Raw genomic sequence first — 12782 nt, forward strand, 5'->3', positions numbered from 1 at the left:
GCGCCGCGTATATCCTGAAAGGCTATCTCTCCGCCTTCCAAGATGGCCCGCAGATCTCCGTGACCTACGTCTGGGACGTATTGGATGGCAACGGCAACCGCGTCCACAGAATACAGGGCTCGGAAAGCGCGCCGCTCAAGCGCGGCGATCCATGGTCGGCGGTTCCTCCGACGGTCATGCAGAAAATTGCCACCAAGACCATGTCGGAATTCAATTCCTGGCGCGATTCCAGCGGTGGATAGCCACAAGCTTTTCAGAAATATGAAAGCTAACGCACCTCACCCCCTTGCATTCGAGAGCAAGGCGGTTAAAAGCGCGGCTATCAGGTTGGTAACAGGCGGGCCACAATGAAGGTTTTCGCAGGCAATTCGAACCGGCATCTTGCCGAAGCGATCTGCAATTATCTTAACGTTCCCTTGGGCAAGGCCAGCGTCAGGCGCTTCGCAGACCAAGAAATCTTCGTCGAAATCCAGGAGAACGTGCGCGGCGAGGATGTGTTCGTCGTTCAGCCAACATCGTTTCCGGCCAACGACCATCTCATGGAACTGTTGATCATGATCGATGCCATGCGGCGCTCTTCGGCGCGGCGCATCACAGCGGTTCTTCCCTATTTCGGCTATGCTCGCCAGGATCGCCGCGCCTCCGGGCGCACGCCGATCTCCGCCAAGCTGGTGGCCAACCTCATCACTGAGGCCGGCGCTGATCGCGTGCTGACGCTCGATCTCCATGCCGGCCAGATCCAGGGCTTCTTCGATATCCCCACGGACAATCTCTACGCATTGCCGATCCTGACGCGCGACATCAAGGCGAACTACGATATCGGCAACGTCATGGTCGTCTCTCCGGATGTCGGCGGCGTCGTGCGCGCCCGTGCGCTCGCCAAACGCCTGGACTGTCTGCTGGCGATCGTGGACAAGCGGCGTGATCGCCCCGGCGAATCCGAAGTGATGAACATCATCGGCGAGGTCACCGGCAAGGATTGCTTGCTGATCGACGATATCGTCGATTCGGGCGGCACGCTCTGCAACGCCGCCGATGCCCTGCTTGCACGAGGTGCGGCAAGCGTCACCGCCTATATCACCCACGGCGTTCTCTCCGGCGGCGCCGTAACCCGCGTTGCGAACTCGCAGCTGAAGGAACTGGTGATTACCGATTCCATCCAGCCGACGACGGCTGTGCTATCGGCGCCGAACATCCGCGTCATCACGACGGCAGGCCTTATCGGCGAAGCGATCAACCGCACCAGCCAGGAAGAATCGGTTTCCAGCCTCTTCGACTGAGGTCCGCAGCCGCCTCAACTCGTCTTTGCCCGCGCGGGATGCGCCTGCTTCCATGCGAGCAGGCCAACACCCAGCACCCCTGAGAGGAAGACGGCCGCCCCCGATCCCATGATCGAAGGGCCGATGCCGAACCACGCAAACAGGGTCGGCGACATCAGGTAGGCCAGCAGCAGGCCGGTGAAGATCGCGCACATCAATAGGCGATAGACCTGCGCCAGACGATGCGGTTCGCTGCGTGTCTGCATCAGATGCAGCATGGCAAGGTTCTCAAACGGGCCGTTGATTGCCGCGAAGCAGGCAACGATCATCAGCCATATCCGATCATGCATCAGCGGCAACAGGAAAACTCCCGACCCGAAGATAAGCTTCGCCGCGATGATCCAGACCACGGGCCTGCGTGGCTTGACGCTGCCGAGGATCAGATTGGTCGTCAGGTTGCCGACCCCGTAAGCGGTCATCATCAGGCTGTAGTCGGTCAGCGGGTCGGCGCTGGTTTCACGCAAGTGCAGGATCATGCCGAGCAGGATGCCCATTGCCCAGGCGACGTTTCCCGTCAAGTTGGTGAAAAGGCCATAGAGGATTGCGACATGTCCCCGCGCCGCGCGCCATCCGCCAAGAACACCGTCCACGACAGCCGCCATCCCGGAGAAATCGCGGCGTCGCGACGCCGCCGGGAGTTTCGCTACCGCCAGCCATACGGCAAGCGCCGAGAATATGAAGGTGGCTGCAGTGACGGTGAAAAACTGAGTTTTCGGCAGGAACCCATTCACGAGCGCGATGAGGCTCGGGCCGAGAATGCGCGCCATGCGGCGGGTGGCATCGAACAAGCCGTTGGTCGCATGCCGGATTTCGGCATCGACGGCAATCGTCGGCAACGTCGCCTGCAGCGACGGGTCGAACGTCGATGTCAGCAATGCGATGCTTCCGGCAAGCACGACCAGCAGCGGCAGGCTCATCAGATGCAGCATTCCCGCCAGTGATAGTATCAGCAACAGAGCCGCACGCAGCAGATCGGCAGTGATCATTGTCGTGCTGTGCCGCCAGCGATCCGTAACGATACCGCCGAAAAGGCTGCCGAACAGCAGCGTGCCGGACTGCAATGCGGAAACATATCCCGCATCGCGGCCGATGAAATCGGCAGCAATCCAGACGACTGCAACCATGTAGAATTCGGAGCCTGTAGCCGCCAGCACCTGGCCGGTCCATAGAAGAGAGATCGAGCGCTGGCTCAGCGGCTTCAGGACGAACATGATCGCATTCTGATTTCAGAGTGGCTTACTTCATCACCTGGCCGTTGACCGACATGTGACCGTCGTCTGAAAGATCGATATCCCAGCGCGAGCGCCCATCTGCGTCCGTCTTGGCAAAGCCCTTGGCCATCATCAGGCCGAAGGAGAGCTGAGACAGATCCTCCTTGGTCTTCGCGGCCTCCTGGATGGCGGCGATCGTCTTGTCGAGGTCGCGGGCAAGAACCGTCATCTTCATGGAGACGCGGTCCTTCTCGTTCAGCCAGCCGCGCAGGCTGCCGGAGGCCTCGACATCGTAGAGACCCGATACGGCACTGATCCTCGGGAAGTTGACGGTCATCGTTCCGTCGGGGAACATGGCCTTCTGCAGCTTCTCGTCCATGGCCGTGTCGCTATCCGGCTTCTTCAAGTCGGCCTGCTGGAAAACATCCACCAGCGCGGAGAAATTCAGGTTTGGCACCTGAACCTGGATATCGGCCGTATCGGGAATGAAGGCGACATAGTCTTGGGGAATCAGGCCCGTTTCCAGTGCAAGCTTTTCGGCACTTAACCCAAAATCCGCATTCATGGCCTTGGCTGGTCCGGCTATCTTGAAGAAATAGCCCATCTTCTGCAGGCCGCCATTGCCGAATGGGGTCGTAACCGCGATATTCTTGATGGCCACGGACTCCTCGAAGGAGCCGACGATCGGCATGGCATCCATCAGCAACGCCTTGACCGCCTTGCTATCGGCATCGGAAAGCGTCTTCTCGTCCTTGTGCTCGGAAACGAACTGCAGCAGGGAATTCAGGGCCTTCAAGGGCAGCTTCGTCGCTCCCATGTTGAAATCGATCGCTGCGATCTTGACTTCCCCGAGCGTCGCATCGTCGGCCGAGATCTTGTCGTAGAGCGATTGCAGGCTGCCGTTCATCTTGAGATCGAGCCTGCCCGGCTCGCCGCTGTCTGCGGACGACGCAGTGTAGGTGATACTGTCGGCTGTGGCGTCATTCTTCTGGACGCTCTTATCTTCGGCGGTGGTCTTTGTTGCAACGGTGATGCCGTTGCCCTTCATGTCCATGGAACGCAGATAATGAAGCGCCGGATCGAACACGCCCTGGACGGTCGATGACGCCAGGGCATAGCGAAATTCGGTGTCGGGGCCGCTGCCAGGTTTCGAACGGGCCGTCACATCGAAAGCATTGTTGCCTTCGATATTCCAAAGACCGCCGTCAAGCGGTGTCGCCAGCATCATCAGCGGCTTTAGGCCACTGATGTCGAAACCGCTGACATTCAGCTTGTCGAGCAGCTTCTGCAAATCATAGGTGACTTCGTAGTGCCCGCTGACCGGCTTGACGGCGATCGCGCCGCTCTTTGCGATATCATCAGGCAGGAAATAGGTCAGGTTGCCGTAGAGATCCTTCGCACCCTGCTCGCTGACGTCGGCCGCCTGGACGCTGCCGACAACGCCGGCAGCGACGACAGCCGCTGCAGCAACCGCTTTTAAACGCATAACTCACCCCCAAATATGATGAAAAAGAAACGTGCAAATCAGACGTGGCCCGATCGGACCCTTATATGGAACTTTGTCGATGCCCTGATACATGGGCTTGCCCTCAAACCTCAAGGCTTTTTCATCACCTGCCCGTTGACCGTCACAGTCCGGTCTTCATCCATGGTGACGTCCCAGCGCAGACGGCCGTCCGGATCGCTCTTGGCAAAGCCCTTGGCCGCCAGCAAGCTGAACGAGACGTTGTTCAGACGAGGCTGAGCCTTGGCTGCTTCCTGAATGGCGGCGACCGTCTTGTCGAAATCGCGCGCCAGGATGGTTGCCTGAAGAGAAAAGCCCGAATGAGGCTTGGTCGAGGCCTTTAGCTCGCCGGACATCTCGACATCATAAGCACCCGAAGTCGCACTGATTTTCGGGAACTCCAGCGTTCCATATCCGCTCGGAAACATGGTCCGCTTCAGCGCTTCACCGGAAACCGGGGCCGCTCGCGGGGCAACCGCATCGAGCGCCGTGTCGATGAGACCGGCGAAATCGATGTTGGGCACGCCAAGCTGCACATCCAGCGCCGCCGGCAGGAAGGCCGTATAAGCTGCCGGAACAAGACCCGCATCGGGCGTGAATTGCTCCGCCCGTACCTCCAGATTGACATTGGATGCCTTGGTCAGGCCATCCATACTGAACCTATAGTCGATACGTTTGACGCCGATCTTGCCCTTCTCCGTCGCCACCAGGGCATTGTTCAAGGTCACGGTCTTGCTGAGCGATCCGAAAACCGGCAGGGCGCGGTGCACGAGCTGCTCGAACTTTTCGCTGCCGCTTTCCGAAAGCTGCTTGGTCTTTACATGTTGAACGAAGAAACGAATGAGCGCCCGCAGATCCTGGGCCGGCAGGCTTGTGGCGGTGACATTCGTATCGACGCTGTCGGCACTGAATGTTATGGGCGGACCATCCGGTCGCACGGTCAATTGCTCGCTCAGACGCTGCAGCGTGCCCTGCATTTGCAGATCGACCTTGCCCGCTTCGCTGCTGTCCGTGACCGTATGCGCGAAGGAGGCGCTGTCGACGGTGGCTTCGACCTTGCGCCCGCCTCTCGGACCGCTGCCGACGCTGGAGAATTTCACGCCGCTGCTCTTGATGCCCATCGACCGCATCATTTCGATCGTGGGATCGAAAATGCCGTCGAAGGAGCTGGAAGCGATGGAGTAGGCGATATCGGAGGTCGGCGAATGCAGGGCGACATCGAGGCTGTTGTCGCCCGTCAGATGCCACTTCCCTTGTTCGATCGGCTGGGCGAAGAGCGAGAATGGCTTGAAGCCCATAACCGAAAACGCGCTGGAGTTGACCTTGTCGAAGAACTTTCCGAGGTCGTAGGTGATCTCATACTGATCGCCTGCCGGCTTGACGATCACGAAATCGCTGCGGGCAAGATCCTGCGAAAGCGAATGCGTCAGGATACCGCGAAGTTCCTTGGCACCCTGCTCGTTGACATCGGCCGCCTGTGAGGCACCGGCAAGACCCATGGAAAAAACCGCGGCGGCGATGACCCTGGAACGCATGCCCGATCTCTCCTTCTGATCCTGAACGATTGCATTCGACTGTTGATGGGGCCGAGGGTATATGTCAAGTCGTTGATACAGGCAGCGTCGCAGGCTTGTTCGGGCAGTTGCAATGTCATCACAAAGCCTCGCATTCCGGGGGTGCTTGCACCTTTCGCCGCTTTGTATTATACGCCACGCGTTCGCGTAGACACCCTTGGAGGCAACGCGGATGAGGCAGGGCTCGTCCCTCCTCCAGTTCAGCCGACGCGGCCATGGCCGGCCGGATGAACTCTCCAAATAACCTCGAAAGGAATAGCCATGAGCCACGAAAGCTACGAGCTCAAGGCCGAGGCGCGCGAACGGGTTGGTAAGGGGTCCGCCCGTGAACTTCGCCGCAACGGTTTGATTCCCGCTGTCATCTATGGTGACAAGCAGGCCCCCATTTCCATCGCTCTCAACACCAATGAGGTGACGAAGCGCATCCACGCCGGCGGCTTCCTCACGACGGTCGCAACGATCGACGTCGGCGGCAAGAAGATCAAGGTTCTGCCGAAGGACTACCAGCTCGATCCGGTCCGTGATTTCACGGTTCACGTCGACTTCCTGCGCGTCTCCGGCAACACCGAAGTCACCGTCGAAATCCCGGTTCACTTCGAAAACCACGAGAAGTCCCCGGGCCTCAAGGCTGGCGGCGTGCTGAACATTGTTCGTCACGAAGTCGAAGTTCACTGCCCGGCCGATGCCATCCCGGAATTCTTTACCGTTGACCTCAGCGGCCTGAAGAGCGGCGACAGCATCCATATCTCGGCCGTGAAGCTGCCGAAGAACGTGACCCCGGTCATCGCTGACCGCGACTTCACGATCGCAACGATCGTTGCTCCGGCTGCCGGCCTTGCGGAAGACGAAGCCGAAGGCGGCGAAGAAGCCAGCGCCTGATTGGCATCTTCAACGTAAGACGATCGAACCCGCCTCCCTTTGGGACGGCGGGTTTTTTCGTGCCGCAGAACAAATATTAGAGACAGTAAAAATACAAACTTCTTGGAATCTATACTGTCATTGATTTCCATTAACCCCAGAATTTCAGCAACATTTAACAGATTCATGAAAATCTACCCGAAAGAGTTGTAGAAAGCGGCGCCCAAGATCCGCTGGTCTATGGCTGGGGAGCTTATGGAATTATGAGCCATTCGGTCGAAAACAGGTTTTTCGCGATCGTTTGCGGTGCGCTGCTGGTTTTCGTGGCGCCGCTCTTTATCCTGTTCCTTTTTCTGTCGTCCGAACGCGCCGAAAAGGAAATCAAGGATCATATAACCGTTCTTCTCGTCGCCAATGCCCAGGCGCTGGCAAAGCCGCTATGGGATCTGGACGAGGACAGCGTAACCCAGATCAGCGCGACGACGGTTGCCGAAGGCGCGATCGTCCGTGTCAACGTCCGCGATCTTTCCGGTCAGCTCGACGTCACGCAATCGACCATTCCGAAATCCTACAAGGGCAATCTCGAGTCGGTCGATCGGCCGATCATCTATAACGGCGTGGATGGCGCGAAGCGGCTCGGCACCATAACGGTCTATTACCCTCAGCTCGGCCTCTTTGACGGACTGAAGAACGAAGAGATCGTCTTCATTTCCATCTTCATCTTCGCCGTACTGACGGTCTTCGGTGCTGCGCTGATCGGCAACCGCATCTTCGTCATCCAGCCGCTGATGCGGCTGACGCATGCCATCGAGGCCACACGGCGGCTTGGCTCGCGCCATCATGTCGATTGGCAATCAAACGATGAAATGGGTCGGCTCGCCAGCAGTTTCAACGATATGCAAAGCAAGCTCCAGCGCGAGGAAAACGAGCTGAAGCTTGCCCATCGCCGGGCCACCGATACCTATAATCTGACGCCCGCCATGCTCTTTTCGCTCGACAAGGACGATTGCATCGCGGCCGTCAGCGACTATTGGCTTGCCGCCACGGGCTATGATCGCGCCGAGGTGATCGGCCGCGAGTTTGCAAGCCTTGTCCTGCCAGACTCGCGCGCTCAGTATATCGAGCGTAAACGTGGCAACCCCGACAGCGCCGCCCGCCTCGCCGTGACGGTAAAATTCCTGTGCCGGGACAGACGTGTCATGGATGTCCTGATCCTCGAGACCACAGCGATCCAGGACGGTCTGTCGCTCTCCGTCATGACCGACGTCACCGAACTCAAGCAATCCGAAGACCGCAATCTGCGGCAGGCGATCACCGACCATTTGACCGGTCTTCTCAATCGCCAGGGCTTCGAGAGTGCGCTGGATGCCAAGATCAACGAAGCCGATCTGCGCAGGCGCGAGCTTGCCTGCCTTTTCGTCGATCTCGACCGCTTCAAATGGATCAACGACAATATGGGCCATGCCGCCGGAGATGCGGCACTGCGCGAACTGGTATCGCGCCTGCAGAAATGCCTGAAGCCGGGCGACATTGCGGCGCGTCTCGGCGGCGACGAATTTGCCATGCTGCTGCTGGCTGAGAATGCGGAAGCAAGAGCCATCGAAATGGCCGCCCGCATTGCCGAAATCTTTGAAACGCCCTTCGACGGCGATGCGCGCTTGAGCGCCAGTATCGGCATCGCGATCTATCCGCGTCATGCAGCCAATGCGGCCGAGTTGCTGCTGAAGTCCGACATCGCCATGTATGCCAAGAAGCGCGACGGCAAGAATGGGGCGCAGATCTTCGACAACGGCATGCTGGATGACTCGCGTCGCCGCGCCGAGCTGGAAAACCATATCGAAGCCGGCCTCAACGAGGACTGGTTCGAAGCCTATCTGCAGCCGGTCGTGAACATGGACGACCGCTCGATCGCCGGTTTCGAGGCGCTGATGCGGCTGCATCATCCACAAAAAGGCATCCTGCCCCCTGCCCGCATCATCGACGTCGCCGAAGAGACGGGCTCGATCATTCGCATCGGCAACCGCATCATGGAGAAGGCGATCGCCAACTTTGCCCGCCTCTCGCGTCTCGAAGGCATGCAGGACACCTATCTCGCCATCAACTTCTCGCCCTTGCAGTTCGAGCCGGAACTGCCGCTGCGGATCGCATCCCTGCTTTCGCGCCATGAAATCTCCCCCCGGCGCATCGTCGTCGAAATTACCGAAGCCGTGTTGATGGATGACAATCCGGAAACGCGCATGGTCATCAACGAAATCTGCCACTATGGCTGCCGCATTGCGCTCGACGATTTCGGCACGGGCTATTCGTCGCTGAGCTATATCAACCGCTTTCCGGTCGATATCATAAAGATCGATCAATCCTTCATCCGCGCCATCAACGACACCGCCTCCGATGTCAGTGCGAAAAGCCGCATGCTGGTCGAGAGCATCACCACGCTGTCGCACAAAATGAACTGCACGGTGATCGCGGAAGGTGTGGAAACCGAAGAGGAATGCGCGACCCTGCGCGCCATGGGCATCGATTATGGTCAGGGCTATCTATTCTATCGGCCGCTGCATCCAGACAATCTGGTAAGGACACTGGTCAGCCTTCGGCAAGATCACCCTTCCCTCGTAGCACAAGCGTCATAGCGATGAGGAGCCGCATGCGAAGACTGCTGTTCATGATTGCAACCAGCCTGTTTTCGCTGCTTCTTCTCACTTCGGCCCGCGCCGAAACCGTTCATTTCACCACCGAAGAATATCCGCCGTTCAATTATCGTGAAGGCAAGACACCGGTCGGCGCAACCACCGAACAGGCGGAGAAGATGATGGCCGATATCGGGGTCGACTATACGATCGACATCATGCCCTGGGCGAGAGCCTACAGCCAGGCTCTTATTGAGCCGATGACCTGCGTATTCGTCGCTGCGCACAACGAAGAACGCGACAAGCTCTTCAAATGGATACAGCCGCTGCTGATCGACCGTAGCATCCTGATCAAGCACAGCGGCTCGAAGGTTGCCGCAACGACCGTCGAAGAAGCAAAGGAATATCTCGTCGGCACCTGGCGCGAGGACTATACGGAAACGATCCTGCGCCGGAATAATTTCCCGCGCATCGACGTCGGCGGCGATTTCAAGGCTGCGTTCAAGAAGCTCATGAGCGATCGCATCGACCTGATGCCGATCTCGGAATTCTATTTCGACAAGCTGAAGAGCGAGGGTAACGCCGTCGAGAAAGTCACGATCCTTTCCCAGCAGCCCATGGGCATTGCCTGCCAGAAGGATTTCCCCGCCGATCTGCAGCGCAGAATGCAGGCCGAACTCGACGCGCTGATCGCAAACGGCACGCAGCGGCAGATTTTCCTGAAGTATGGGCTGCACCTCGGCGACTGACTGCATCCCGCCTTGACTTTGCCGTCAAATCGCTGTGGTGAAGGGCATCGGTGTTTTCCAAGGGGTGAAGCGCATGCTTCTCATCGCGGGCCTCGGCAATCCGGGCGCCAAATATCAGGGCAACCGCCACAATATCGGTTTCATGGCCGTGGATGCGATCCACCGGCGCCACAGCTTTTCGCCCTGGTCGAAGAAATTCAAGGCGGAGATTGCCGAAGGCGAACTCGGCGGACAAAAGGTGCTGCTGATCAAGCCACAGACCTTCATGAACCTCTCCGGCGAAGCCGTCGGCGAGGCCATGCGCTTCTATAAGCTCCAGCCATCGGATCTCCTGGTGATCTATGACGAACTCGACCTGGCAGCCGGCAAGGCGCGGCTGAAGACCGGCGGCGGCCATGGCGGTCACAACGGTATCAAGTCGATCGATGCGCATTGCGGCAAGGAATATCGCCGCCTGCGGCTCGGCATCGGTCATCCCGGCGCCAAGGAACTCGTGCACAACCACGTTCTCGGCGATTTCGCCAAGGTCGATCAAAGCTGGCTCGAGCCGCTGTTCGACGCACTTGCCGACAATGCCGACATGCTGGTGCGCGGCGAGGATTCGCAGCTGATGAACAAGATCGCCCTCGCTTTGGGCGGAAAAGCAGAAGACGACGCACCGAAGCCGGAGAAGAAGGCGCCGGCCAAATCGCATATCCATCAGGCGCGCAACCACGGCCAGCCAAAGATGCCGGAAACCGGCCCGATGGCGGAAATGCTGAAGAGGATGTTCGGCAAGAAGGATAATTGAGATGCAGGAGCCAGCAGCCGAAAATACCGCGGATATTGTCATCCGGCCGATTGCGATGGCGGACCTGCCGACGCTGCTTGCACTTTACCGGCATTTGAATGCAGAGGACCCGGTATTGGACCTGCAGCTAGCGCAGAGCCGCCTTGGTGAAATCCTCGCCCATCCCGGCATGACGATCCTCGCCGCTTTTGACAGCGACAAGGCCGTCTCTTCCGTGACGCTGATCGTTACCCCAAATCTCACGCGCGGCGGCGCGCCCTACGCGTTGATCGAGAATGTGGTGACCCACGCCGACTACCGTCGGCGCGGCCTTGCCGGCACGGTCCTCCGCAAAGCGTTTGCACGGGCCTGGGACAAGAACTGCTACAAAGTCATGCTGCTGACGGGATCGAAGAACCCGGCGACGCTGCGTTTCTACGCCAATTGCGGTTTTACCCAGGACAAGACCGGCTTCCAGATCCGCCGGCCGGCCTGACAGGCGCCCAGCGCTCCTATTCTTCCGGTTCGGTCGTGAACATCAGCGGGAAGCCCGCGCTCTTTGCGAGATCGATTGCCTCCTGCGCCTTCGTCTCGGCGATATCTCGCGCACAGACCATGACAACGCAGGTTCCGAGCTTATGCGCCGTCATCATGACGCGATAGCCGGTCTCCTCACTCATGCGGAAGACGGCCTTTAGCACCGTGATGACGAATTCCCGCGGCGTATAATCGTCGTTCACGAGAATGATCTTGTAGAGCTTCGGCCTCTCGACCTTCGGCTTCGTTTTGGGCTTTGGTTTCAGGACAACGTCATTGTCACTCATCGGCATCACCGTTGACGACAGGGAAAGGAACTTTGGGCTAATGGCCGGATTATAGTGCAGCGCACCACATCCTTCAAGAACGGTCGTGTGAGGGAGACAATGAAGCCGATATCCGCACCAAGCCTCCTCTGTGGGCAGAAAAGTGGCTCTTTGCTTGCCCAAGACTTGACCCGCAACGGCCCTTCCCCCATAGGCACTGCAAAGATTTTCTAGATATGGACCAGGTGCCATGGGTTTCAAATGCGGTATCGTCGGGCTGCCGAATGTCGGCAAGTCCACTTTGTTCAACGCGCTGACCAAGACGGCGGCGGCGCAGGCGGCGAACTATCCGTTCTGCACGATCGAGCCGAATACGGGTGAAGTCGCGGTTCCCGATCCGCGCATGCGCAAGCTTGCCGACGTCGCCAAGTCGAAGGAGCTGATTCCGACGCGCATCTCCTTCGTCGATATTGCCGGCCTCGTGCGCGGCGCGTCGAAGGGCGAAGGCCTCGGCAATCAGTTCCTGGCCAATATCCGCGAAGTCGATGCCATCGTGCATGTGCTGCGCTGCTTCGAAGATAGCGACATCACCCATGTCGAGGGCCGCATCAATCCGGTCGCCGATGCCGAGACCATCGAGACCGAGCTGATGCTCGCCGATCTCGAAAGCCTCGAGCGCCGCACGGAGCAGACGCGCAAGCGCGCCACCGGCAAGGACAAGGAATCCATGGCGATGCTGCCGATCATGGACGCATCCTTGGCACTGCTGCAGGAAGGCAAGCCTGTCCGCACGCTGCTGTCCAAACTGGATGCCGAGGAGACCCGTATCCTCAAGAGCCTGAATCTGCTGACTTCGCACCCCGTGCTTTATGTCTGCAACGTCGCCGAAGGCGATGCTGCGACCGGCAACGAGCACACGGCCGCCGTCGCCGCCATGGCCAAGGAGCAGAATTCCGAAGTCGTCGTCATCTCCGCCGCCATCGAAGCGGAAGTGGCGCAGCTGCCCGATGAAGAAGCGAAGGAATTCCTTTCGGCGCTCGGCCTCGATGAAGCCGGCCTCGACCGCCTGATCCGCGCCGGCTACAAGCTGCTGCATCTCATCACCTACTTTACCGTAGGACCGAAGGAGACGCGCGCCTGGACGATCGAACAGGGCACCAAGGCACCGCAGGCAGCCGGCGTCATCCATTCGGATTTCGAGCGCGGCTTCATTCGCGCCAATACAATCGCCTATGACGATTACATCGCCTACAACGGCGAAACCGGCGCCAAGGAAGCCGGCAAGGCGCGCGACGAAGGCAAGGAATATGTCGTCCAGGACGGCGACGTCATCCACTTCCGCTTCAACACCTGATCGCCTCCAGATTG

General features: G+C 59.0%; 11 protein-coding genes and 1 pseudogene. 8 read left to right on the plus strand and 4 right to left on the minus strand.

Annotation, left to right across the window (positions count from 1 at the left end):
- Positions 1 to 242, plus strand: a pseudogene (locus Q4Q11_RS09955) (hypothetical protein); the annotation flags it as partial.
- Between the two features lie 105 nt (positions 243 to 347).
- Complete coding sequence (locus Q4Q11_RS09960; RefSeq protein ID WP_112505972.1) at positions 348 to 1280, plus strand: ribose-phosphate pyrophosphokinase; 933 nt, start codon at positions 348 to 350, stop codon at positions 1278 to 1280.
- A 14-nt stretch (positions 1281 to 1294) separates the two neighbouring features.
- On the opposite strand, the gene Q4Q11_RS09965 is transcribed toward Q4Q11_RS09960, so the two are convergent.
- From Q4Q11_RS09965 to Q4Q11_RS09975, 3 genes are all read right to left on the minus strand, one after another.
- Complete coding sequence (locus tag Q4Q11_RS09965; protein ID WP_498569398.1) at positions 1295 to 2530, minus strand: MFS transporter; 1236 nt, start codon at positions 2528 to 2530, stop codon at positions 1295 to 1297.
- 25 nt (positions 2531 to 2555) lie between these two features.
- Positions 2556 to 4016 carry a hypothetical protein gene (locus Q4Q11_RS09970; RefSeq protein WP_112505977.1) on the minus strand — a complete coding sequence of 487 codons (1461 nt, stop codon included), beginning with the start codon at positions 4014 to 4016 and terminating at the stop codon, positions 2556 to 2558.
- A gap of 110 nt (positions 4017 to 4126) precedes the next feature.
- A complete protein-coding gene (locus tag Q4Q11_RS09975) occupies positions 4127 to 5569 on the minus strand; it encodes a hypothetical protein (protein WP_112505980.1) in 1443 nt (480 codons plus the stop codon).
- A gap of 300 nt (positions 5570 to 5869) precedes the next feature.
- On the opposite strand from Q4Q11_RS09975, the gene Q4Q11_RS09980 reads away from it, so the two are divergent.
- The 5 genes from Q4Q11_RS09980 to Q4Q11_RS10000 all read left to right on the plus strand — a co-directional run bounded on the left by Q4Q11_RS09980 (position 5870) and on the right by Q4Q11_RS10000 (position 11107).
- Complete coding sequence (locus Q4Q11_RS09980) at positions 5870 to 6487, plus strand: 50S ribosomal protein L25/general stress protein Ctc (protein WP_112505983.1); 618 nt, start codon at positions 5870 to 5872, stop codon at positions 6485 to 6487.
- A gap of 242 nt (positions 6488 to 6729) precedes the next feature.
- Complete coding sequence (locus Q4Q11_RS09985) at positions 6730 to 9096, plus strand: EAL domain-containing protein (RefSeq protein WP_112505986.1); 2367 nt, start codon at positions 6730 to 6732, stop codon at positions 9094 to 9096.
- A gap of 14 nt (positions 9097 to 9110) precedes the next feature.
- A complete protein-coding gene (locus Q4Q11_RS09990) occupies positions 9111 to 9842 on the plus strand; it encodes a substrate-binding periplasmic protein (RefSeq protein ID WP_498569399.1) in 732 nt (243 codons plus the stop codon).
- Between the two features lie 73 nt (positions 9843 to 9915).
- Positions 9916 to 10632 carry an aminoacyl-tRNA hydrolase gene (pth, locus tag Q4Q11_RS09995; protein WP_112506188.1) on the plus strand — a complete coding sequence of 239 codons (717 nt, stop codon included), beginning with the start codon at positions 9916 to 9918 and terminating at the stop codon, positions 10630 to 10632.
- 1 nt (position 10633) lies between these two features.
- The gene (locus tag Q4Q11_RS10000; protein ID WP_113216602.1) at positions 10634 to 11107 is read left to right on the plus strand and encodes a GNAT family N-acetyltransferase; all 474 of its coding nucleotides are present in this window, start codon (positions 10634 to 10636) and stop codon (positions 11105 to 11107) included.
- Between the two features lie 16 nt (positions 11108 to 11123).
- Here the strand turns inward: Q4Q11_RS10000 and clpS are convergent, their stop codons facing one another.
- Entirely contained in the window at positions 11124 to 11435 is a 312-nt protein-coding gene (gene clpS / locus Q4Q11_RS10005) for an ATP-dependent Clp protease adapter ClpS (RefSeq protein WP_112506191.1), read from the minus strand.
- 229 nt (positions 11436 to 11664) lie between these two features.
- On the opposite strand from clpS, the gene ychF reads away from it, so the two are divergent.
- Positions 11665 to 12768, plus strand: a complete 1104-nt coding sequence (ychF, locus tag Q4Q11_RS10010; protein ID WP_113222490.1) for a redox-regulated ATPase YchF — start codon at positions 11665 to 11667, stop codon at positions 12766 to 12768.
- Positions 12769 to 12782: the final 14 nt, after the last annotated feature.

This window comes from Rhizobium sp. UFLA01-1127 (assembly GCF_059803845.1).